The organism is Lentiprolixibacter aurantiacus (assembly GCF_026241225.1).
Lineage (GTDB): Bacteria > Bacteroidota > Bacteroidia > Flavobacteriales > Flavobacteriaceae > Lentiprolixibacter > Lentiprolixibacter aurantiacus.
Genome location: NZ_JAPFQP010000001.1, coordinates 1,456,612 through 1,478,978 on the forward strand (window position 1 = coordinate 1,456,612; position 22,367 = coordinate 1,478,978).

The window sequence follows — 22,367 nt, forward strand, 5'->3', positions numbered from 1 at the left end:
CATGATGTCCATAGCTTTATTTATCAGTGGGGCCGAGATCTTCTTCATCCTGTTTATAGTAGTGATGGTCTTTGGCGCTGACAAACTTCCCGGTATTGCAAAAAGCCTGGGCAAGGGTATGCGCCAGCTGAAGGATGCTACGGAGGACATCAAACAGGAAATTCAAAGGAGCGCCGAGAAACAGGGGATTGATACTAGCTTTGCCGAAGACATCAAAAATGAAATTGATGAGGTAAAGCGGAATGTAACCGATGTGAGTGGAACGATTAAGCGGAAATAATCGGCAACATGCTAGAAGTTTTATTGGATTGGGATAGGAGAGCCCTCATTTTTTTAAATGGCCTGGGTTCGGATACCTATGATGCATTCTGGTCCCTGGCAACTGATATCGCCACCTGGACGCCTCTCTTTGTGCTGTTCTTTGTCCTCATTATGATGCAGCACCGCAGGAGGGAAGGTTTGCTAATTTCCCTTACTGTATTGGTAGTGCTGCTTATTACACACCTTTTGACTGATTTTTCCAAGGATTTTTTTGAGCGCCTTCGCCCCAATAATGATCAGCAGATCAAAGACCTGTTACGGGTCTTAAAACACCCCCAGGGATTCAGTTTCTTTTCAGGGCATGCGTCTACTTCATTTGCTGTAACCACCCTGGTGTTTCTTTTTCTGCGAAAAAACAAGGGCTGGTTGAGTTTACTCTTTATCTGGCCCCTGCTTTTCTCTTTTAGTCGGATTTACGTGGGTGTACACTTCCCGTCAGACTTGTTGGCAGGTGCTCTTGTAGGGACTTTGCTGGCTTTTGGAGCCTATTGGCTCTGCAGGCGTTTTATCGTACCCTACTCAGCGTAAGCCCGTCGCGCACGGGAAGGATAACGGTTTCTACCCTGGGATCCCTTACCAATTTTTGATTATATGCCTGCAAGGCTATTGTAGCCTTATCAGAAGCCGGGGCTTTGTCAACTACTTTTCCAGACCAGAGTACGTTGTCTGACAGGATAATCCCGCCAGATCTCACTTTTTTTATGGCATTTTCGAAATGTGCATCATAATCTGTTTTTCCGGCATCAATAAAGACCAGGTCAAACTTGAGGTCCATTTTGGGAACCAGTTCCAGCGCATTCCCAATATGAGGTATAATCTTGCCCCCATAGGGGCTTTGATCAAAATAGCGCCGCTGGATATCCTCTAACTCCTCATTTATCTCGATGGTATGCAATTGCCCTTCAGGATGCAGGCCTTCAGCCAGGCAAAGCGCGGAATATCCTGTATACGTTCCTATTTCCAGGATATGCTTTGGCCTGATGAGTTTGGAAAGCATACTCAGAACCCGGCCCTGGTAATGGCCGGTAATCATCCTAGGCTGTATAACTTTCAAGTGGGTCTCCCGGGTTAGTGCCCGCAACAATTCGGGTTCGGTTTCGGAATGATCCGCGATATAGTTTTGAAGGGCATCAGACAGGAAATGCATGATTGGTTTTTTGTAAAAATAAATATTTAAATACTACCTTGGGAACAAGCAATTTCAGATGGAACTGGATAAAGTTATAGTAAGGGAAGCGAGCCTAAAGGACCTGAAGGACCTGTTGAGATTTGAACAGGAGCTCATAGAAGCTGAACGCCCTTTTGATCCTACAATAAGGCCTTCCCCTTTGCATTATTACGATCTGGAGAAACTGATAAAGGATAAACAAATCGGGATATATGTTGCCGAATATAAGGGAAAACTCATTAGCTCGGGCTATGGAATGGCGAGGAAAGCCCGGCATTATCTGGATCACGAGGAATATGCATACCTGGGTTTTATGTATACCGTTCCCGAGTACCGAGGAAAAGGGGTGAATTTCATGATCCTTGATGCACTTAAAATGTGGGTTAACAAACAGGGGCTAACCGAACTCCGCCTCACAGTCTATGATGAAAATATCCCAGCCATTAAGGCCTATGAAAAGGCAGGCTTCCAAAAGCATATTGTTGAAATGCGTTTGAGGGAGAAATAGTTATTTTTGTTCCTCAACCAGGGAGTATACTTTCCTTTAAATCAAGATTCAATTTGAGTGTAGCCGATATTTCCTTTGAAAATTCCTTGTCCTTTGCCAGACAGCTCGATGCCGCTGACCCCCTCCGTGAATATAGAAAGGCTTTCCATTTTCCAAGGGTAGGTGATAAGCAGGTGATCTACTTTACCGGAAATTCCCTTGGCTTGCAGCCAAGGCGAACCCAGCAGTTTGTTGATGATATAATGAAGGATTGGCGTGAACTGGCAGTGGAAGGTCATTTTTATGCGGAAAAGCCCTGGTGGGACTATCATGAACGTCTTGCAGAACCCCTTTCCAGGGTGGTGGGTGCAAAGCCTGAGGAGATCTCGGTGATGAATACGCTTACTGTAAATCTGCACCTCCTCATGGTAAGTTTCTTCAGGCCTACTGAAAAGCGCTATAAGATCCTGTGTGAGGAAAAGGCCTTTCCCTCAGACCAGTATATGCTTCAAAGCCAGTTGAGGTTTCACGGGCTGGATCCTGACGAGGCCCTGGTGGAAGTAAAAAAGCGGGAAGGAGAACATCATTGGCATACCGGGGATATAATTGACAAAATAGAGGAATTGGGAGATTCCCTTGCCCTTGTGCTGATAGGCGGAGTTAATTACTATAACGGACAGGTTTTTGATATGGAAGCTATAACGGCGGCAGCTAAAAAAGCGGGTGCCTTTGTTGGGTGGGACCTGGCGCATGCCGTTGGTAATGTGGAGCTGCATTTGCACGACTGGGGTGTCGATTTTGCTTCCTGGTGCAGCTATAAATACATGAACAGCGGACCCGGGAACGCTTCCGGTATTTTTATTCATGAGCAATACCTGGACCGTGAAGATATACCCCGTTTTGAGGGGTGGTGGGGAACCCGCAAGGAGTCACGTTTTTTAATGAAACCAACTTTTGAGCCAATTGCTACCGCCGATGCCTGGCAATTGAGCAACCCTCCTGTCCTTGCCCTGGCCCCTTATTTGGCTTCATTGGAAATATTTGAGGAAGTAGGTATGAAGGCAATTATTGAAAAACGGAATAAGATTGTAGCCTACCTTGAATTTATACTGCATGAGATTGACAGGCAGGTTGAGAGTCGGTTCGAGATCATAACCCCGGAAGCTCGGGGTTGCCAGTTATCGGTATTTCTGCACGGGGAAGGCAGGTCGCTCTTTGATTACCTGATGAAAGAGGGGGTAATAGTAGACTGGAGGGAGCCCAATGTGATCCGGCTGGCCCCGGCACCCCTGTATTGTAGCTACGAAGATATGTATGCCTTTGGCCAGGTTCTTAAAGCAGGGATAGAGCGCAACTACTGATACCAATTAAAGTTAACAAGGCTGCATGAAATCACTTCGACTCATCCTATCCAATCCCCGTTATTTCGCCCCTGCCTGGGTTTTTGCCAGCCTGAACATACTTTTTGGCACCTGGGCTATCTACATCCCCCTTGTGAAGGAATCGCTTCAGATAGATAAAGCTACCCTTGGGATTGCTATTTTTTTCCTTTCCCTTGGTGTATTTACTATTTTCCCTGTGGCTTCAAGGATCATTAACCGGCTAGGTGTGGGCAGGTCTACCTGGATTGGCGTTTTATTGATTTGCGCTACTGCAATATTGCCCGTGCTGGCGCCGAGTTTTATCACACTGGCCATTGCGCTGTTCCTGTTTGGTGCTACAAATGGATTTACGGACATCTCCATGAATACCCTGGTAACTGAGATCGAGAAAGAGGATAAGCAAAATTTTATGTCGGCTGCCCACGGATTTTTTAGCCTGGGAGGCGTACTGGCTGGGCTGGGCAGTTTCCTGATCCCCATCCTTGAAAATAGGGTCTTGCATATGCTGATGGCCATTCTACTGGTATTCTCGGTTAACCTGGCCTTTTACGGCCGGTATAGAAGAATTGTCGCAGCACCCATAGAAAAGGAACCCTTTAGTTTCAGAAATTTCAAGCCCCTTTTGTTGCTCGGACTGGTATCTTTTGTGATCATGGGAAGCGAAGGAGCAATTGTGGATTGGAGTGGTTTATTCCTTAAGGAAGTTAGCATGGCTCCCGAGGCCATATGGGGCGCTGGTTTTCTGGGTTTCCAGTTTATGATGACCCTCGGGCGCTTTCTGGGAGACGCCATTAGTGCCCGGATCGGATCGGCCAAAATAGTTGCCCTGGGAGCAACCCTTGCCATACTCGGCTTTGTAATGGTCCTTACGGCAAACATTTTTATGGCTGTAGGCGGTTTTGCCCTTACGGGACTGGGCTTTTCCGTCATCGTGCCCGAACTATTCCGCATAGGAGGTAACATTAAGGGAGTAGAATCCTCTCAGGGGGTTGCATTTATTGCAGGCACCGGCTATTCGGGGTTTCTGGTGGGCCCTGTGATCCTCGGATTTATCGCAGAAGCCTCAAGCCTGAGCTGGACCTTTGCTGTTCTTTTGCTGTGCACGGTGCTGGTGTTGCTGGCTTCTTTCCTGTTAAGAAGGAGGAAGAAATAATCAGCTCTTATCTTTTTAAGGCTTCCAGCCCCGTAAATGAAATACTAAAAGTTCCCTCGGCGTTTTTGTGCATGGTGGCTATTTTCAGGCCCTGCACATCCTTGTAATCTTCCCAGGTAGTTACTACAGAAGGTTCTGCCTGGTTTGATTTTCGGAACACCCATTCACGGACTGTGTAATCGTCACCAAAATAGAAATCATAAGCATCCCCAGGGGTATATCCACCCTCAGAACCATATGCAATGGTTAGCTTGTGCATGCTCTGCTTGCTGATAGGCGCTTCCACCAGGGTATCATGCTGATAGGTGAAACTCTCTTTGTCCCAGATGAGGTTGTATGGGGCAAGCATCCAGTATTTGTCGTTAATAAAGGCTGCATCAGTCCTCGCTGCGACACTGTCTATCTCTGAACGTAGGTAGGTTAGTGACTCCCCTAAAGAGGTTCCGGTTACTTCATTTGTGCTGACATTCCACAACCAGTCCCTTTCAAAATGCATGGTATCCCGATCCACATTAAATGTAAATTTCAGGGACGCGATATCCTTCCAATTTTCATAACCATGGGCATAGGCTACCTTTTCAAGAATGGTTTGTTGTACTTCTTCCTGAATCGGTTCGGCTTTTTTGTCGGTTTTACAAGCGGTAAAAATCAGACATATTATTGCTGAGGCAAGTATGATTTGTTTCATTTTCATCTTTTTTCAAAGATACAAGGAATTCCTCATCCAAAGGTTCTCAAACCTCACCGAATATTGACTACTTATCGCGATAAAATCATTACTTTTGAACTTTAATTTTAAGGTCGAATGAAATCAAAAAAAGGGAAAGTACAGGAACTCATAGATGAAAAGTTATTGTCTGAGCGCAAAGTATTCCTTTGGGGAATGGTAGATGATGATTCTGCCAAGCATGTTATTGATCGTCTGCTCTATCTGGATATGCAGAATAATGAGGAAATACAGCTCTATATCAATAGTCCGGGGGGTTATGTAACTTCTGGATTTGCCATATATGATACCATTAAATCACTGAAAAGCCCGGTGTCTACAATTTGTACCGGACTGGCGGCATCAATGGGATCCATCTTGCTATCTGTAGGAAAGAAAGGCAGGCGCTTTATTCAACCACATGCAAGGGTGATGATACACCAGCCCAGCGGCGGGGCAAGAGGTCAGGCATCCAATATCGAGATACAGGCACGGGAGATCATAAAGACAAAGGAAATAGGTGCACAGATTCTGGCAGAGAATTGCGGACAAACCTTCGAAAAGATCATGAAAGACTTTAACCGTGATTACTGGATGAGTGCCGAAGAGTCTGTAGAATATGGTATTGTAGACGGTATACAGGAATAGGTTGCAAACCTTCAAAAAAAGACAAAGTCCTTTACTGATCAGTAAAGGACTTTTTTGATATATATAGGCGCCGAAGCGGATGATACTTTCCTTATATACGCCTGAGAGTGGGCTGTGGATGAGCGGAGGAGGCTAAATTTTCTTTAAAAAAGATCAGGATCCTGTAATATCTGCTGCGCCCTGGCTTTGAGCGCAGCTAATTCCTCCGGTGATTTTTTATCCAACAGGTTTAGCATCATGGACATCCGTCGGTTATTCCGGAAATAGGATTGCTTTTCCTCAAGAAAGTTCCAGTAAAGCGCATTGAACGGACAGGCTTTTTCCCCGGTTTTTTGTTTGTGGTCATAATGGCATCCTGAGCAATAATTACCCATTTTGTTGATGTAATTAGCACTGCTGATGTAGGGTTTAGTGGCAACGATGCCTCCGTCCGCAAACTGGCTCATTCCCCTTGTATTGGGCATTTCTACCCATTCGATGGCATCAATATAGACTCCGAGGTACCAGGCATCGACCCAATTAGGGTCTATCTGCAGGAGTAGGGCCAGGTTACCGATCACCATCAACCGCTGGATATGATGGGCGTAGGCTTCTTCCAGGCTTTGTCCAATGGAGGCCTTAACACAATTCATCCGCGTATTGCCCGTCCAGAAGAATTCCGGGAGCGGGTTATGGTTATTCAATGCATTCTTTTTTGCATAGGCAGGCATTTCCTTCCAATAGATTCCACGCATGTACTCCCTCCAGCCTAGGATTTGTCTCACAAAACCTTCCACCTGTGAAATATCCAGTGTATCCGGGTCTTCATAATATCGATTCGTTACAGCATCGATAACTTCATTGGGCGATAGCATTTTGCTGTTCATGGCAAAGGAGAGCCGGGAATGAAAAAGGAATTTTTCGTCCGTATGCATGGCGTCCTGGTAGTCGCCAAAATAATACAGGAGGTTGTCGCAGAAGTATACAAGCAGGCTCAGGCTTTCTTCACGATCGCAGGGCCAGCGGAACTGATCGGCTTTGATTTCCCCGAATGTTTGGACCTCTGCTTTTTCAATTTCAGCCAATAACTTTTTTACATCGTGCCCAAATTGTTTTTCCCCGGGCACAGGGGGCTTCCCTTTCCATTTTTTCCGATTGCTTAGGTCGTAGTTCCATTTGCCTCCCTCGGGTTGTTCTCCGTTCATCAGGATATGGTGTTTTTTTCGCATCATACGATAAAAACTTTCCATGATCAATTGCTTTTTACCCTTGAAAAATACCTGAAGTTCTTTGCGGCTGGTGAAGAAATGTTCGGTATCACAGGACTCAGAGGGAATGGATAAGTTTTCGGCAATCGACTTCAGTTGCTTATCAAGACGGAATTCATCCGGGAGGAGGTATTCGAATTTTCCCGCTTTCGTTTTTTCAATTGTTTGTTGTATCAGGCTTCCCAGTTCGTGAGGGTTATCGGGATTGCCTATTTTAAAGTAGGTTACCTGGTGTCCTTGACGCTTTAAACCATCTGCAAAGTTCCGCATAGAGAGGAAAAAGGCTACTACTTTCTGGATGTGATGCTTTACATAGTCCGTCTCCTGTCGCATTTCGGCCATAAGGTATATTACATCAGGATCTACCTGTTCAAACCAGCTATGTTTGCTGTTTAACTGATCACCGAGGATAAGCCTGAGGGTTTTAGTGGTCATAATCTGCTATCTAAAAAAGTCTTTCCTGCAACCACAGGCGTTGAAATTTGCCGTCACCGTCATATCGATCTGCCTGTAATCGCACGTTGAATTTCCGATCCCTCGGATCATTTCCCACACCACTGTTGTACATCCAGTTGCCCCAGTTGCTGTGCACATCGTAGTCAAGGAGCATAGATTCAAAATAGGCTGCACCAATGCGCCAGTCCTGCTCCAGTTCCTTGGCCCAGTAGCTGGCTACGTTTTGCCTGCCCCGGTTGCTCATCCATCCTGTGGCGGCCAGCTCTTTCATATTGGCATTGACAAAAGGTTCACGGGTAGTTCCGTTTATCCAGGATTCCTTTATGTCATCGTCCCGGTACCAATTGTAATCCTTGTTCAGGATTCCACTTTGCCTAAAGATGTGGTTTCCATATTTCAGGGATACATATTTGAAGTAATCGCGCCAGATTAGTTCAAAAATCAACCAGTAAGTATCCTGATTCTTCACAACTTCCTTTTCATACTTTTTGACTTCCCAGTATATATAGCGGGGTGAAGTGCTTCCATTGGCCAGCCAGGGTGAAAGTTTTGAACTGTAGTCCTTTCCCACCAGGCCGTTTCTGGTATGCTTGTAGTAAGATAGCTTTCGGGTTTCCCAAAAGTAGTTTTGAACCCTAAGTTTAGCCTGATCTTCTCCGCCTGAAAATGGAAAAGCAGACCTGGGATCCCTTTCAAAGGATTGAAAGCCTAGATCTTCCAATGTGGGTATGCTGGTTTGCTGTTTTAGAGTGGCTGGCTGGGTTAACGACCCCGGTACCGGAAGGCAGGGCCTCACAGAACTGTACTTCTCGCATTCTTTCCGGAACTTCGTAAAGACATTGGGGATATTGCGGAATTGTTCAAAAGGTATGTCCTGGGGATGAAAAAGAAACTGGTCATAGGATTCCTCAAAAGAGACTTCAGTAGGAACTGATTGGATTACAGCTTCCAGGGTTTCTGATTCTTCCTGAGTCCACTCCTTTTGTAAATACACCGCCTTTACCCCATATTCCCAAATAATTTCGTTCATTTTGGTTTCAGGCTCACAGTTAAATATCAAAAGCGGTATGCCGAGGTGCTCGAGATTTTTACGCAATTCTGTGATGGTTTCTATCAGGAATTTCGCCCTGAATTTTTCTGTTTTCCTGAATCCAAAGGGACCTTTTTGATAATGCCTGGGGTCAAAAAAGTATACTGCCAGTACATTGTCATGTTTTGTAGCCCTGGAGAGGGAAAGATTGTCATGGACACGAAGATCGTTCCGGAACCATACTAATCCTGTATTGCTGTAATTGGCGCTCATGTTAATTGATTCTTGTTTCTTCTGCAGCGTTCACTGCAATATCGTACCTCTTCCCAATTTTTCTCCCATTTCTTTCTCCACCGGAAAGGTCGCTGGCAAACCCGACAGATCTTAACCGGGAGGTCAGTTTTTTTGCGTGCCATGGCTTAAAGAACCTGGTTCTTGTCCGGGTTGTGCGTAATTCAGGCGGTCCACTATTTTGGGTAAGGCATATCCATCCAGGCCTGAAGTTGCCATAACCTCTTCCTTATCCAGGGCCAGGGTCCCGTCTGCCTGCAGTAAGCTATCTTTTACCTGAATTATTTCAATCGCTCCCAACAGCAGGATGGTTCCATTTTCTTTGATAGGATATTCACTGGCATACCGACATCCAATAAGAATGGGGCTTTCTTCCACAAAAGGGGCCGGAAAACCGGTTATAAATCTCTCCTTTAACCCTGTTTTGTCAAATTCGGACTCTTCCTCTTCATATTTTGCTGCTGTCTGGTGTGCCTGCCTGTATATGGGAAGGTTAACAGCATTTATAGTGAAACAGCCATTGGTTTTGATGTTGGTGTAGGTGTCCCTCCGCACGGTAAGGGGACGGAATAGCAAACCCAGCAAGGGTGGACTACTGCCCATATGAATAACAGAATTGAATATGGCGAGATTGGATACCCCTTCATCTGAAATGCTTCCAATAAGGTTGGCCGGTTTGTAACCGGATAGGGTGTTCATTAGCCTGGCCCGCTGACGGGAAGGCATTTTGTCAAGATCAGTCCGGGTGATAAGCATAGCAATATTACGTTTAACAAAAATAAGTAAATATTAAACAAAATAGTTGGTTGCGAGATATTTTGGTTGAGTGCTGTATTACTCCCGGGGTAATAGCTCTGATCAGAATTCCTTACTTTTAGGTTTTTATAGGTACGGTATAGCTTGTTTATGGTCCAAACAAAGAAAGATATTGCGGTTGTAGGCTCAGGATTGGTGGGTTCTCTTCTCGCCATTTATCTGAGGAGAATAGGCCACAAGGTTACGGTATTTGACCGGCGTCCGGATATCAGGCTGGTGTCTTTTTCCGGCAGATCAATAAACCTGGCAATGAGTAACCGGGGGTGGAAAACGTTGCGTGAAGTTGGCATTGAAGAACAAATAAAGGAAATAGCTATTCCGCTTTACCGAAGGGCGCTTCATGTTAAGGACAAGCCTATGTATTATCAGGAGTACGGCAAGGATGGTGAGGCCATCTGGTCTATTTCGCGTGGTGTCCTCAACCGAAAAATGATTGACCTGGCAGAGGCTGAAGGCGTGGTTTTCCGATTTAATGAGAAAGTCTGGGATGTGGATCTTCCCGGTGCCCGTCTATTTACCGGAGAATCTGAAAAAAGTGAATGGACGGCCTACAACTTCGATCTGATCTTTGGGTGTGATGGGGCATTTTCCCGTATACGGCATAAGATGCAACGGAGGAGCCGGTTTGACTATTCGCAGGATTTTATCGATGTTGGCTATAAGGAGCTCACTATCCCGCCAACTGAAAAAGGAACCCACAAACTCGATAAGAATTCCTTCCATATCTGGCCAAGGGGTAATTTTATGTTTATTGCTATGCCCAATTTGGATGGCAGTTTTACCTGCACCTTGTTTTTGCCTTTTGAAGGGGAGGTTTCCTTTGAAAATATACAGACAAAAAATCAGGCACAGCAATTTTTTGAAACACACTTCCCCAGCGTAATCGATGAAATAGAAAACCTGACCGAAGATTTTTTTAAAAATCCTACCAGCGCCCTGGTCACTATGAAGTGTTATCCATGGACCTACTGGAACAAAGTGGCCCTGGTGGGCGATGCGGCCCACGCGGTAGTTCCTTTTTTCGGACAGGGCATGAATGCGGGGTTTGAAGACATTTATGTGCTCAACGAACTAATGCACAAACACGGGGATGACTGGGAGGCTATTTTTAAGAATTACCAGGAGTCCCGTAAGCCAAACGCAGATGCAATCGCCGAGCTTAGTTACCGCAATTTCATCGAAATGAGCAGTAAGACGGCAGACCCCCGTTTTCTGCTTCAGAAACAGATTGAAAAGTGGTTTGCCGGGAAGCATCCGGAACTCTGGATCCCTGCCTATTCCAGGGTTACATTTTCAGACCAGCCCTATGCAGAGGCTCTCGCCATTGGAGATATGCAGGAAAGCATTATGAAAGCCGTCATGCAGCTCCCGGATATCGAAAACAGATGGGATAGCGAAGAGGTAGAATCCTTTATTTTGCAACAATTGTCCGAAGTAAAGGAGCACACCATTATTTCCTGATCACATCTAATAAAAAACCACCTGTTTCCAGGTGGTCTCATTTGCTAAAAAGATGTTTCAAACTAAAGTTTAGCAAATAGTTTTTGCATTTTTTCCTGTTCCTCCTCAGCCAATACGGGATCTACCAGGATCCTGCCGCTGTGTTCATCAGTGATGATCTTTTTGCGGGAAGCAATTTCAACCTGAACCTGAGGTGGAATGGTGAAAAAAGATCCGCCGGAAGCTCCTCTTTCAATTGGCACAACTGCCAGCCCATTCTTTACGTTCTGTCTGATACGCTTGTAAGCCTTGATCAATCGCTCTTCAATTTGATTCTGATAGCTTTCTGATTGCTCCAGTAGCGCTTTTTCCTCTTTCTCGGTTTCCGCCAGGATAGCATCCAGTTCCCCTTTCTTGTGTTTCAGATGGCTTTCACGCTCGGATAAACGCTCCTTGGTTTCAGCGATTACCTCCTTCTTTTGCTCGATCTGGGCCTTGAATTCCTTGATGTTCTTTTCAGCCAGCTGAATTTCAAGTTCCTGATACTCTACTTCCTTGGCCAGGGAATTAAACTCCCTGCTGTTGCGAACATTTTTCTGTTGTTCGCTATATTTTTTGATCAGTGTCTTGGCCTCTTCAATCAGGTTCTTCTTGGCACTGATTTCGTAATTGATGGTCTCTACATCGGTCTTAAGTTTGTCCATACGGGTTTTAAGTCCCTGAACCTCGTCTTCAAGATCTTCAACCTCCAGCGGAAGCTCTCCTCTGACATTTCTGATTTCATCTACTCTGGAATCTATGAGTTGCAGATCGTAAAGGGCTCTTAATTTGTCCTCGACCGTGATTTCCGACTTTGTTGCCATAAACTAAAAATACTTGATGGGATTGGTGTTTATTTCCGATAAACGGACTGCAAAATTAGGAATTTTTTTCGTAAGATATTCAGCTAGCAGGTTTTTTGTAAACTGTTCACTTTCATAGTGTCCGATATCGGCCACCACCATCTTCCCTTCTGCCTGGTAAAACTGATGGTATTTTATATCGCCTGTAAGTAAAAAATCGGCCTTGGCTGCTTTGGCAGCATCTATGGCGAATGCTCCGCTGCCTCCGAGCACGGCCACTTTTCTAACCTCTTTTCCAAGGAGTTCCGAGTGTCTGATGCCTCCGCAATTCATGCGTTCCTTCACAAATTGCAAAAACTCTTTTTCCTCCATGGGGGAATTGAGTTCCCCAACCATGCCCATACCAATTCGCTGATAGGTGTTGTCCAGGGTAATTACCTCATAAGCCACCTCTTCATAAGGATGGCTGTCAAAAAGGGCTTTGAGCACTTTTTGTTCAAGATCCCGGGTATAGGTGATATGCAATTGTATTTCTTCCTCCTCGTGCAACTTGCCGCGTTCGCCCAGGGTTGGATTGGAATCTGATTCACCCTTAAAACTCCCTGTGCCACTGCTGGAAAAACTGCAATGGCTGTAGTTGCCCACGTGCCCCGCACCAGCATTGAACAGCGACATCCTTAGGGCTTCGGCATCCTTTAATGGAACATAGGTGGTTAGCTTCTTCAAACTACCTTTTCTGGGGATCAATACCTGCCTGTTTTGCAGTCCCAGGACTTCACATATGCGCGCATTTACCCCATCGAAATGGTTGTCCAGGGCGGTGTGCATACTGTAAATAGCAATGTTGTTCTGAATGGCCTTAATTACTACACGTTCCACATAGTTTCTGCCGGTAAGCTTTTTAAGTCCTCCAAAAATAATAGGGTGGAAACTCACAATTAAGTTGCAATCGGTCGAAATAGCTTCATCAACCACAGCTTCGAGGGTATCCAACGCAATCAGTACCCCGCTTAGTTCTTTGCCAGGGTCTCCTACAAGAAGACCAACATTGTCAAAATCTTCTGCGTATTCAAGGGGAGCAAAAGACTCAAGAACTTCAATAATTTCCTTAATGATCATTTACTAGAATAGTAAGGTTACCAAAGATAAAATATTATATTTTCGTTGCGATGCAACTCCTGAGAAAATTAGCATATCCGTTTTCCCTGCTATATGCCCTTGTGGTATATGTCAGGAACATATGTTATGATAAAGGGTGGTTTAGATCACAATCATTCCTTACACCCGTAGTATGCATAGGAAATCTGAGTGTGGGGGGAACGGGAAAGACCCCAATGACGGAATGGCTTATCAGGCGATTATCTGACTCTTACAAAATTGCCGTTCTGAGCAGGGGTTATAAGAGGCAAAGCAAGGGGTTCAGATTGGTTAAACCCGGAGATAGCGCCATCGATTCCGGCGATGAACCCTTGCAGATCGCACAGAAATTCCCGGAAATAACCGTTGCCGTTGATGCAGATAGGGCTAGCGGAATACAGGAACTGGAACAGAATTACCTTCCGGAGCTCATTATTCTTGACGATGGGTTTCAGCACAGGAAGGTGGTGCCTAAATATGCTATTCTGCTCACGGCATATGGTAAATTGTATGCCAATGATTGGTACCTGCCTACTGGCAATTTAAGAGATCATCGAAAACAAGCCACACGGGCAGATGTTATTGTAGTGACCAAATGTCCACCGGACCTGGGGGAGGCCGAGCAGAGCCATATTATTGCCCTGTTAAAGCCCAGGCGCGGGCAGATGGTTTTGTTTTCCTGCCTGAAATATGAAACTACATTGGGAGGACAGGACAGGGTGCTTGACTTGGAGGAACTTACGAATAGGCCCTTTACTCTGGTTACAGGTATAGCAGATCCCGCACCAATGGTGGATTTTCTCAGGGGTATGAAGCTGGATTTTGACCACCTTTCTTTCACCGATCACCATAACTTTTCAAAAGCGGATATTGCCAAACTCAAAAACCGAGATCTGATCCTTACCACCGAGAAGGATTATATGCGTTTGAAAGGAGAACTTGAGCAGGTTTATTACCTGGAAGTTTCTCATAAATTTCTGGGTTCAGACGCAAGTAGGTTGCTGAAGTCGCTGAAGAAATTATAAGACGGATTTGTCTGCTTTTTCCCTTTCCTCAAGGATGTTTTCACCTATTTTCTGGTAGAATACCTCGGGTTTGAAAGGTTTGGTAACCACGTCGTTACAACCTGCAGCATAGAACGCTTCCAGGCTGTCGTCCAGGGAAATAGCGGTAAGCGCAATAATGGGTGTATCCGGATCAAACTTGCGAATCTCAATAGTAGCTTCCACACCACTTATGCCGGGCATGTGTATATCCATCAGGATACCGTCATACGAATTTTCCCTGGCAAGGTCAACGGCCATATTTCCATTATCGGCAATGTCGCAACTGATTTCTTTCTTCCCGAGCATCTTTTTAGTGATGACCTGGTTGATCTTATTGTCCTCTACCAGGAGCAGATGCAAGCCTTCAAACTGGTATTCTTTTTCGGTTGGTTCAAATGGAATATCATCTACCACACCATCCTTGCATCTGAGATTCAACTCAAAAAAGAAGGAGCTTCCCTTGCCTTCTTCACTTTGCAGTTGGATTTCACTGCCGAAGAGGCCGAGGAGGCTCTTTACTATAGTAAGCCCAAGGCCTGTACCGCCGTACTCACGGTTGATCTGGATAGAGCCTTGTTCAAAGCTGTCGAAAATGGTCTGCTGCTGCTCTTTGGAGATACCAATACCGGTATCCTTAACTTCAAAATACAGGGTTACATCTTCCTCTATCTTTTTGACAAGTTTGGCAATTACATGTACCTCTCCCTTTTTGGTAAACTTAAGGGCATTCCCCACCAGGTTCATAACGATCTGCGATAGTTTTAACGGATCGCTCATCAGGTGGTTAGGGATATTCTCATCGTAATCCAGAATGATCTGTGTCTTGTTCTCTTTAGCGCTCTGCTGCAGGGAATTGATTACGTCTGTAATGACCTTCCTTAGATTGATTTCAACGCTCATGGGCTCGAGCTTATCGGCATCTATCTTATTGATCTGGAGGATGTCATTGATGAAATTCAACAGGTAATCCCCCGAGAATTTAAGGGCCTTCAAATGCTCCATCTGGCTTTTGCTGGGGTTTTCTTCCAGCAACAAATGGGTGAGTCCTGTAACGGCATAAAGCGGGGTTCTTAGCTCATGGCTTACCGTGGAAAGGAAATTGGTTTTAGCTTCCATGGCCTGTACTGCCGCATCCCGGGCATTCTGAAGCTCCCGGTTTTTGGTCTGTAACAGGTCGTTGGTTTTCAATTTGATCTGGTTGTTTCGATATAAGGAAACAGCCAGCAGGGAAATAATAGTTAAAAAGGCCGAGGTAAGGATCGCTGTCAGCTCGGAACGGTTCCTGGATTCATTGAGCTGGTCTATCTGTTCTGTCTGCCTGTTGATCTCCTCACCCATGTACTCTAGTTGAAGGCGGTTGCTGATCTTGGCTTCTTCCACAGTCTTGGCCAGGGTAAACACAGAATCCCTCAGGTTGAGCAAATTCCGGCTGTAAACAAGGGCACGATCATATTGACCAAGTTTCTCATAACCTTCTTCAAGGAGTTTGTTGGCTTCCAGGTACAGTTTGGAAAAGCCATTGGCTTCAGCTATGGCTAAAGCACTTTCGCCGTTCTTTACACTTTCCTCATGCTCTTCCTGCTTTTCGAAGAGCTTGGCCAGTCCGAGGTAGGCTCTTGCCTGCAGGTATTCTTTTTCATATTCATCTTCATTTACCACAAGGGAATTAAAATTGACGGTCGCCGTTTCCACTTTATCAAGGCTGCTGTAAATTTCTGCTTTGAGCAGCACAATGTTATTGAGCAGGTTTCGGTCATTGGATTCCTTTCTTGCTTCATCCAGCATATAATCTGCCCTGTAGGGATAATCCTGTGCAAAAAGCAACCTGGCCTCCACGTATTTCTGGAGTGCTTCACCACGAGGATAAGCCAGTTGTCCCAGCATGACCTTGGCCTTGTTTTCCAGGTAGAAGATGGCATCGTCTAACCTCCCCATATCCAGGTAAAGGAGGGCAAAATGGTGGTAGCAATTGATCAGAGATTTTTCATCTTCATTTTGCTCTGAAAGGTCAGCGGCGACATCCAGGGATTTTAAAGCCTCGTCTAACTGGTCCTGGTGGTGATACTTCCGGTATTCTTCAAAATAGGAAATTATCCCCGGGTTGGTGGTTTCCATATCCTGGGGAAAAACGGTGAGGCTAAAACAAAGTAGAATTAAAAATGCCCCTAATTTTTTATGTAACCCGCTTAATGTCAAATAATAATCGTGTTAGCGAACTCTTCACATGTATTCTGCCCGGCCTATCCGTATCAGGCCCTGGCAAAAGCCTGTAAACCTGAGGGATATTACACAGTTTGTATAGAAAGAAACGTTTGGGAATCGCAACTATTGTTCAACAATAGCAATTCGATGAGATAAATCGTACAAAAGCATGTTCTAAGTTCAAAATTTGGTGATTCTTCCAAATGTATTATTTATTTCGGAATCTCCTAATTTTTTTCGATGTAATGCCTTCATAATGAATAAGGTAAAACCTCATATTTAAGGGGTTTTGCCTTATAGGATATGCTTGTGAGCCTTGTAGGATGATCTTACGAGGGCTCCGCTTTCCACATGCCTGAAGCCCATTTCAAGCCCTATTTCCCTGTATTTTTCGAATTGTTCCGGGGTAATGAATTCTTTTACCGGAAGGTGGCGTTTGGAGGGCTGCAGGTACTGGCCAATAGTAACCACATCAACATTGGCTTCTCTGAGATCCTGCATGGTTTGTATTACTTCTTCCTCAAATTCCCCAAGCCCCAGCATGATACCTGATTTGGTCCGATTTACCCCCTGTTCCTTGAGGTAGCGCAAAACTTCAAGGCTTCGCTCGTATTTGGCCTGTATCCTTACCTCCCTGGTAAGTCGTTTTACGGTTTCCATATTATGAGAGACTACCTCCGGGGCCACGGCTACGATACGATCTAAATGTGTATTAATGCCTTGAAAATCAGGTATTAAGGTTTCTAAGGTGGTTTCCGGATTCATGCGGCGGATAGCCTTGACGGTTTCTGCCCATATTATGGAGCCCATATCCTTCAGATCGTCCCGGTCTACGGAAGTGATTACGGCGTGTTTGATGCCCATGATCTTAATGGAGCGGGCAACTTTTTCGGGTTCTGCCCAGTCTACCTGTTCAGGCCTGCCGGTCATAACTCCGCAAAAGCCACAGGAACGCGTGCATATGTTGCCCAGGATCATAAAGGTAGCCGTGCCTTCACCCCAGCATTCCCCCATGTTCGGGCAGCTCCCTGAAGTACATATGGTGTGCAGGTTGTATTTATCTACCAGGCCTCTGAGCTGGGTGTATTTTTTCCCTGTGGGTAACTTTACCCTTAGCCATTTGGGCTTGCCTTTGGGAGGCTGTACCGAAGTTAGCGTTTCTGAGCTCATAGAAAATTTTTGGGCAAATATACGAACAATTCGCTGGTCCTGCAGGGTATGATTCTCCACAGGGACCACAATAATATGTTAGTCAGATTTGTTCAGGATCTGGTTAGCCAGGAGTTTTTTGGCTCTCAATAGTTTAACCTTTACATTATTGATGGGTTCCCCCAATTCCTTGGCTATGGCCGCATAGGACATTTCATTGAAATAACGCAGATTGATAACCTTCTGATAATGAGGTTTCAATTGTTTAATATGGTGTAGCAGGGTAGCCAGGTTTTGCTCCGTAATGATGCGGTCTTCTGCAGTAGGAGCGGCATCCAGGACCTTTCTGAGTGCTTCCGAGTTCCCGGTCTCGGACTGTTCCAGTACATTCCTCTTGCGTTTTCGCAGCAGATCTACATGAAGGTTTTTGGAAATTGTGATCAGCCAGGTTTTGAATTCGTAAGACTCGTCGAAGGTGTCTATCTTGTCAAAGGCCCTGGAAAATGTTCGTATTGTGATATCCTCTGCATCGTTTTCATTCTGGGTTCTAACCAGTTGAAATCCGTAAACGTCGTTCCAGAAAGTATCCAATAAAGTGCTGAAAGCGATCTGGTTTCCTTCCTTCGCCTTTTTAATAATCGTTTGTAGGGATTCTCCTGAAGTATCCAAGCCGGCAGATTTACATAAAAAAATCGGGAGTGTACCTGACTTAAGCCTGCAATTCTTTTTTGCAGTCCTGTTCACTGGGTAGTTTGCCACAATACCCACATGCTTCACCTTCTTTATTCAGAAAGGGGTTTTGACTGGCGCAGGTACCAGCGAACTTCCCGTCTTTTTTTGACCAGATCTTAATGGCAATCCCGGCAAAAGCAAGGCATAGGAGGCCAATAGTAATCAAAAGTAGTTTCATGAATCAACTTTGGGTCAAAGATACAAAATAAATGCCCCGAAATAGGGGCATTAAGAATACTTTGAGAGTGGGTTGTTAATAATTGATATTAGCCACAATGTTCTGTACCGTAGGGGTGCTGTTTCCACCTTTGGGCTCTATGGTGATGTAGCTTACAGCGTTTTCTGCATAGGGCAGGGCAAGTAATTTGTCCTTGTCTATTACCTCCTTGATTACACCAAGGTTGACCATTTCTCCGTTCACTTCTGCCCACATCTGATAACACTGGTCTTCAGGCAGGTTCGGCAGGTTTCTTACATTGATGTAAGAAAGTTTCTTTACCGGATTGACATAGGCAACGGCTTTCAGTTCCCTGGCCTTTTTATTCCCATTTACCATGAATTTCCGGGTGGATGGATTATTCAGAACAATAAACTGGTTGCGCACATCTTCCAGTTGGCTGCGCATATCTGCCTCAAGGGTTTTAATCTTGTTGTTTACGATGGTATTCTCTTGCTGCAGGTTCTGGTTCTGGTTGTAGAAGAAATAAGATGAACCAGCAAAAAGGAGTGCCGCAAAAGTGGCAGCAACAGCAAACCGCTGGAATCTGCGACGCCCGGTCTGTTGTGCCCTGATGCGTTCAAGGATCCGGTTCTTTAAGCCTTCAGGAGTCTTTAGGGCGTGCATTTTTGCGAAAGCCTCCAGATTCTCCTGCAGTTCGTTATAGGTCTCTCTAACTTCAGGATACATGGCAATATATCGCTCAACCTGATGCGATTCCTCCAGGGTAGTGGTTCCCAGCAGGTATTTTTCAAGCAGGTCCGTATCCAGGAATATGCGTATTTTATCTTTCATAGAATCTCAATTAGCAAGGGTAAGTAAAGCACCGCATTACCATAGATCTTCCTGAGTTCTCTCAGGCCGATTTTTAGCCTTGATTTTATGGTTCCCAGTGGAATGTCCAGTTCTTCGCTGGCTTCCTGCTGGGTCATCCCCTGAAAAAACAAGGCGTCAAGGACTATCTGATACTTGGGCTCTATTTTACCCAGGTTCTGCCTGATGTCCATAAATTCAGGCCGTGTGCTTTCAATACCTAGATTATATACGTCAGAAACGTCTATTTGGATTTCTTTATCGGATTTGGTGCTAAGGCTCCTGAGCTTGTCGATTGCCGTATTGCGGGTAATCCGGAAGAGCCAGGTAAAGAGTTTGGCCTTGCTGGAATCATAGGTGTTAGCCTTTTTCCAGATCTTGACAAAGCTTTCCTGAAGCACGTCCTGAGCCAGCTCTTCGTTCTTCACTACCTTGAAGGCTACCCCATACAAGGTATCGCCATAATTTTCATACAACAGAGAAATAGCCTTCTCGTTTTGTTCCTGCAGCAGTTCAACAATATGTCTTTCAAGAAGTGTGCTCATAGGGGTTGCAAGGTGTTCACTGGCCTGCGGGTTGGCATCCAAATGCCTGTAAATTCTCGTATATAGGGTAAACGCTAAATTATGAAATTGATTGCAATATGTGTGATCTGTTGAATAATTCGATAAGCGTACAATTGCTAATTATATATTTAGTTTTTGGTTAGTTTGGTTTGGTATAACCCCTGGTGATCTCCGGGGGTTATATTATTGAGAATAACCCACCTATTATCCTCTGCAACGGAGAGAGATGTTTTAAAAGGCCATTCTAGCTGATAATGTTTACTTCCGGTTCAAGCGAAATGCCAAACTTTTCTTTTACCTCAGACTGTACACGCCTCGCCAGATTCAAAATGTCCGTACCACTGGCACTACCGTAGTTAACAAGGACAAGCGCCTGATTTTTGTGTACACCGGCATCACCAAAGCGCTTTCCTTTCAAACCACACTGGTCTATAAGCCATGCAGCAGGGATCTTGTAGTTATGGTTACCCAGATCATAAGAGGGAATCTCCGGAAAGCGGTCCTTTATAATCTGGAATTGGTCTTCGTGGATGACGGGGTTTTTGAAAAAGCTTCCGCTGTTCCCCAATTCCCCTGGATCGGGCAATTTACTGCTTCTTACCGCTATTACGGCATCTGCGATATCCACAATATCTGGTGTCTGAATTCCTTTTTTTGATAACTCTGCCTTCAGTGGAGCGTATTCTATGTTGATCTTATGGTTTTTTTTGCTCAGACGCAGGTCTACCGAGGTGATAATAAATTTGCCCTTGCCCTCCCTCTTGAAAAAGGAATCCCTGTATCCAAACCGGCACTGCTCTCTTGAAAAGTATTGCCGTTTACCCGTGCGTATATCCACTGCCTCACAGCCTTCAAAAACATCTTTCAGTTCCACTCCATAGGCACCGATATTCTGTATGGGTGCGGTACCTGTATTGCCGGGGATGAGGGCCAGATTTTGCAATCCGCCGTACCCTTTGTCAAGGGTCCATAAAACAAGATCATGCCAGTTTTCCCCCGCCATTACCTGCAGAACGATCTCCGAATCATTCTCTTCGCTTACGGATATTCCCTTGAGGTTAATAAATAGTACAAGCCGTTCCAAATCCCGGGTAAGAAGCATATTACTCCCTCCGCTTAATACAAAGATCTCAGGATAACCCTTTAGTTCAAGGGCTTTGCTTAAATCATCAAGGCTCGAAATTTCAATAAAATACCGTCCTTTGGCTTCGATCCCGAAAGTGTTGTAGCTCTTAAGGGAAATGTTCTCTTGTATGATCACCTGCTCCCGTATTGCTTTAGTCCCTCGCGTAAAATATTAACTGCTTTTTTTAAACTCTCTTTTTCCAGAACGTAGGCAATCCGGATTTGATTTTTCCCTAGTCCTTTTGAGGCATAAAAACCAGCTGCCGGAGCTACCATTACCGTCTCGTTTTCAAGGTTGAAAGATTCCAGCAGCCACTGGGCAAAATGATCCGCATCTGCAACGGGTAGTTCGGCTATGCAGTAAAATGCACCCTGCGGCCTGGCTACTTTTACCCCATCTATTTGCTCCAGTTCCCTGATCAGAAGATTTCTTCTGGCAACATATTCTTCTTTGACCTCGTCAAAATAAGACTGTGGTGTCTCCAGAGCGGCCTCACTGGCAATTTGCGCATAGGTTGGAGGGGAAAGCCTGGCCTGAGCAAATTTAAGCGCCGTTTGAATGACCTCCGCATTTCTTGAAATAAGGCAACCTATACGGGCCCCGCACATGCTGTATCGCTTGGATACAGAGTCTACTACCATGGCCTGTTCCTCAATCTCCTTATAATGAAGTATGGAATGGTGGGATTTACCATCGTAGGTAAATTCACGGTAAACTTCATCCGCTATCAGAAAAATATCGTGCCTGAGCACTAGCTGTGCCAGTTTTTTTATTTCCTCTTCGCTGTACAGGTATCCCGTAGGATTGCCCGGGTTGCAGATGAGTATGGCCTTTGTTTTCGGGCCGATCAGCTTTTCGAACTCTTCAATAGGAGGAAGTGCAAAATTTTCTTCGATCCTTGATACAATGGGTACAACAGTTACCCCCATTGCAGTGGCAAAACCATTGTAGTTGGCATAAAAGGGTTCGGGGATGATTATTTCATCACCAAAATCTGCTATAGATCCCATGGCGAATGAAAGGGCCTCAGACCCACCCGTAGTAACCAGGATCTCTGCCGGATCCAATTCAATACCCAGTTTGTGGAAATATGCAGCAATTTTGCTCCTGTAGGTCTCGGATCCTTCGGTGCGGCTATAAGCCAGTACCTCTATGTTGTTGTTTTTTACCGCGTCCAGTGCAACCTGGGGTGTTTTAATATCCGGTTGTCCGATGTTCAGGTGGTATACATGTACTCCCCTGGATTTAGCCGCTTCGGCATAAGGTACCAGTTTGCGGATCGGAGATTCAGGCATTTTTTGCCCTTTTCTAGAAATGGATGGCATGGATTGAATAATTATTACACAAAAATCGGAAAACAAGTCGGACTCTACAATATAATCCCTGACCCTT

Annotated in this window: 24 protein-coding genes; 8 read left to right on the top strand and 16 right to left on the bottom strand. The window is 45.1% G+C overall.

Annotated elements, in window-relative coordinates:
- Nucleotides 1-4 precede the first annotated feature (4 nt).
- Together OO016_RS06520 and OO016_RS06525 are read left to right on the top strand one after the other, a co-directional pair.
- Nucleotides 5-280, top strand: coding sequence for a Sec-independent protein translocase subunit TatA/TatB (locus OO016_RS06520; protein ID WP_266011977.1), 276 nt, complete (start codon nucleotides 5-7; stop codon nucleotides 278-280).
- Nucleotides 281-288: 8 nt separating this feature from the next.
- Nucleotides 289-849, top strand: coding sequence for a phosphatase PAP2 family protein (locus OO016_RS06525; RefSeq protein ID WP_266011757.1), 561 nt, complete (start codon nucleotides 289-291; stop codon nucleotides 847-849).
- Here OO016_RS06525 and OO016_RS06530 read toward each other — a convergent pair.
- Nucleotides 827-1,468, bottom strand: a complete 642-nt coding sequence (locus OO016_RS06530) for an O-methyltransferase (protein ID WP_266011758.1) — start codon at nucleotides 1,466-1,468, stop codon at nucleotides 827-829. The genes OO016_RS06525 and OO016_RS06530 overlap by 23 nt on opposite strands.
- Before the next feature lie 58 nt (nucleotides 1,469-1,526).
- On the opposite strand from OO016_RS06530, the gene OO016_RS06535 reads away from it, so the two are divergent.
- The 3 genes from OO016_RS06535 to OO016_RS06545 all read left to right on the top strand — a co-directional run bounded on the left by OO016_RS06535 (nucleotide 1,527) and on the right by OO016_RS06545 (nucleotide 4,511).
- Nucleotides 1,527-1,997: a GNAT family N-acetyltransferase gene (locus tag OO016_RS06535; protein ID WP_369413828.1), complete on the top strand. Its 471-nt coding sequence runs from the start codon at nucleotides 1,527-1,529 to the stop codon at nucleotides 1,995-1,997.
- 68 nt (nucleotides 1,998-2,065) lie between these two features.
- On the top strand, nucleotides 2,066-3,337 hold the full coding sequence (gene kynU / locus OO016_RS06540) for a kynureninase (protein ID WP_266011979.1): 1,272 nt from the start codon (nucleotides 2,066-2,068) through the stop codon (nucleotides 3,335-3,337).
- A 25-nt stretch (nucleotides 3,338-3,362) separates the two neighbouring features.
- On the top strand, nucleotides 3,363-4,511 hold the full coding sequence (locus OO016_RS06545) for an MFS transporter (RefSeq protein WP_266011759.1): 1,149 nt from the start codon (nucleotides 3,363-3,365) through the stop codon (nucleotides 4,509-4,511).
- Between the two features lie 7 nt (nucleotides 4,512-4,518).
- On the opposite strand, the gene OO016_RS06550 is transcribed toward OO016_RS06545, so the two are convergent.
- Nucleotides 4,519-5,199 (bottom strand): hypothetical protein, encoded by a 681-nt coding sequence (locus OO016_RS06550; RefSeq protein WP_266011761.1) that lies wholly within the window; start codon nucleotides 5,197-5,199, stop codon nucleotides 4,519-4,521.
- Between the two features lie 117 nt (nucleotides 5,200-5,316).
- On the opposite strand from OO016_RS06550, the gene OO016_RS06555 reads away from it, so the two are divergent.
- Complete coding sequence (locus OO016_RS06555; protein WP_266011763.1) at nucleotides 5,317-5,865, top strand: ClpP family protease; 549 nt, start codon at nucleotides 5,317-5,319, stop codon at nucleotides 5,863-5,865.
- A 143-nt stretch (nucleotides 5,866-6,008) separates the two neighbouring features.
- Here the strand turns inward: OO016_RS06555 and OO016_RS06560 are convergent, their stop codons facing one another.
- Genes OO016_RS06560 through OO016_RS06575 form a run of 4 tightly spaced genes read right to left on the bottom strand, consistent with a single transcriptional unit; the run spans nucleotide 6,009 to nucleotide 9,645 of the window.
- On the bottom strand, nucleotides 6,009-7,547 hold the full coding sequence (locus OO016_RS06560) for a cryptochrome/photolyase family protein (RefSeq protein ID WP_266011765.1): 1,539 nt from the start codon (nucleotides 7,545-7,547) through the stop codon (nucleotides 6,009-6,011).
- 10 nt (nucleotides 7,548-7,557) lie between these two features.
- On the bottom strand, nucleotides 7,558-8,871 hold the full coding sequence (locus tag OO016_RS06565; RefSeq protein ID WP_266011766.1) for a DASH family cryptochrome: 1,314 nt from the start codon (nucleotides 8,869-8,871) through the stop codon (nucleotides 7,558-7,560).
- A complete protein-coding gene (locus tag OO016_RS06570; protein ID WP_266011767.1) occupies nucleotides 8,868-9,014 on the bottom strand; it encodes a DUF2256 domain-containing protein in 147 nt (48 codons plus the stop codon). Before OO016_RS06570 ends, OO016_RS06565 begins: the two co-directional genes overlap by 4 nt.
- Nucleotides 8,995-9,645, bottom strand: coding sequence for a flavin reductase family protein (locus OO016_RS06575; RefSeq protein WP_266011768.1), 651 nt, complete (start codon nucleotides 9,643-9,645; stop codon nucleotides 8,995-8,997). Before OO016_RS06575 ends, OO016_RS06570 begins: the two co-directional genes overlap by 20 nt.
- Before the next feature lie 150 nt (nucleotides 9,646-9,795).
- On the opposite strand from OO016_RS06575, the gene OO016_RS06580 reads away from it, so the two are divergent.
- Nucleotides 9,796-11,166 carry an FAD-dependent oxidoreductase gene (locus OO016_RS06580; protein ID WP_266011769.1) on the top strand — a complete coding sequence of 457 codons (1,371 nt, stop codon included), beginning with the start codon at nucleotides 9,796-9,798 and terminating at the stop codon, nucleotides 11,164-11,166.
- 62 nt (nucleotides 11,167-11,228) lie between these two features.
- Here OO016_RS06580 and OO016_RS06585 read toward each other — a convergent pair whose 3' ends face one another.
- A complete protein-coding gene (locus OO016_RS06585; protein WP_266011770.1) occupies nucleotides 11,229-12,008 on the bottom strand; it encodes a zinc ribbon domain-containing protein in 780 nt (259 codons plus the stop codon).
- Nucleotides 12,009-12,011: 3 nt separating this feature from the next.
- Nucleotides 12,012-13,106: a Nif3-like dinuclear metal center hexameric protein gene (locus OO016_RS06590; RefSeq protein WP_266011771.1), complete on the bottom strand. Its 1,095-nt coding sequence runs from the start codon at nucleotides 13,104-13,106 to the stop codon at nucleotides 12,012-12,014.
- A gap of 50 nt (nucleotides 13,107-13,156) precedes the next feature.
- On the opposite strand from OO016_RS06590, the gene lpxK reads away from it, so the two are divergent.
- Nucleotides 13,157-14,149 carry a tetraacyldisaccharide 4'-kinase gene (lpxK, locus tag OO016_RS06595; RefSeq protein WP_266011772.1) on the top strand — a complete coding sequence of 331 codons (993 nt, stop codon included), beginning with the start codon at nucleotides 13,157-13,159 and terminating at the stop codon, nucleotides 14,147-14,149.
- On the opposite strand, the gene OO016_RS06600 is transcribed toward lpxK, so the two are convergent.
- From OO016_RS06600 to OO016_RS06635, 8 genes are all read right to left on the bottom strand, one after another.
- Entirely contained in the window at nucleotides 14,144-16,285 is a 2,142-nt protein-coding gene (locus tag OO016_RS06600) for a tetratricopeptide repeat-containing hybrid sensor histidine kinase/response regulator (RefSeq protein WP_266011773.1), read from the bottom strand. The genes lpxK and OO016_RS06600 overlap by 6 nt on opposite strands.
- A gap of 381 nt (nucleotides 16,286-16,666) precedes the next feature.
- Nucleotides 16,667-17,542, bottom strand: coding sequence for a lipoyl synthase (gene lipA / locus OO016_RS06605; protein WP_266011774.1), 876 nt, complete (start codon nucleotides 17,540-17,542; stop codon nucleotides 16,667-16,669).
- 78 nt (nucleotides 17,543-17,620) lie between these two features.
- The gene (locus tag OO016_RS06610) at nucleotides 17,621-18,190 is read right to left on the bottom strand and encodes an RNA polymerase sigma factor (RefSeq protein ID WP_266011775.1); all 570 of its coding nucleotides are present in this window, start codon (nucleotides 18,188-18,190) and stop codon (nucleotides 17,621-17,623) included.
- A 40-nt stretch (nucleotides 18,191-18,230) separates the two neighbouring features.
- A complete protein-coding gene (locus OO016_RS06615; RefSeq protein ID WP_266011776.1) occupies nucleotides 18,231-18,431 on the bottom strand; it encodes a membrane or secreted protein in 201 nt (66 codons plus the stop codon).
- Between the two features lie 75 nt (nucleotides 18,432-18,506).
- Entirely contained in the window at nucleotides 18,507-19,265 is a 759-nt protein-coding gene (locus OO016_RS06620; protein WP_266011778.1) for an anti-sigma factor domain-containing protein, read from the bottom strand.
- The gene (locus OO016_RS06625; protein ID WP_266011780.1) at nucleotides 19,262-19,828 is read right to left on the bottom strand and encodes an RNA polymerase sigma factor; all 567 of its coding nucleotides are present in this window, start codon (nucleotides 19,826-19,828) and stop codon (nucleotides 19,262-19,264) included. Before OO016_RS06625 ends, OO016_RS06620 begins: the two co-directional genes overlap by 4 nt.
- Nucleotides 19,829-20,093: 265 nt before the next feature.
- Entirely contained in the window at nucleotides 20,094-21,110 is a 1,017-nt protein-coding gene (murB, locus tag OO016_RS06630) for a UDP-N-acetylmuramate dehydrogenase (protein ID WP_266011782.1), read from the bottom strand.
- Nucleotides 21,107-22,300 (bottom strand): pyridoxal phosphate-dependent aminotransferase, encoded by a 1,194-nt coding sequence (locus OO016_RS06635; protein WP_266011784.1) that lies wholly within the window; start codon nucleotides 22,298-22,300, stop codon nucleotides 21,107-21,109. Before OO016_RS06635 ends, murB begins: the two co-directional genes overlap by 4 nt.
- Nucleotides 22,301-22,367 lie beyond the last annotated feature (67 nt).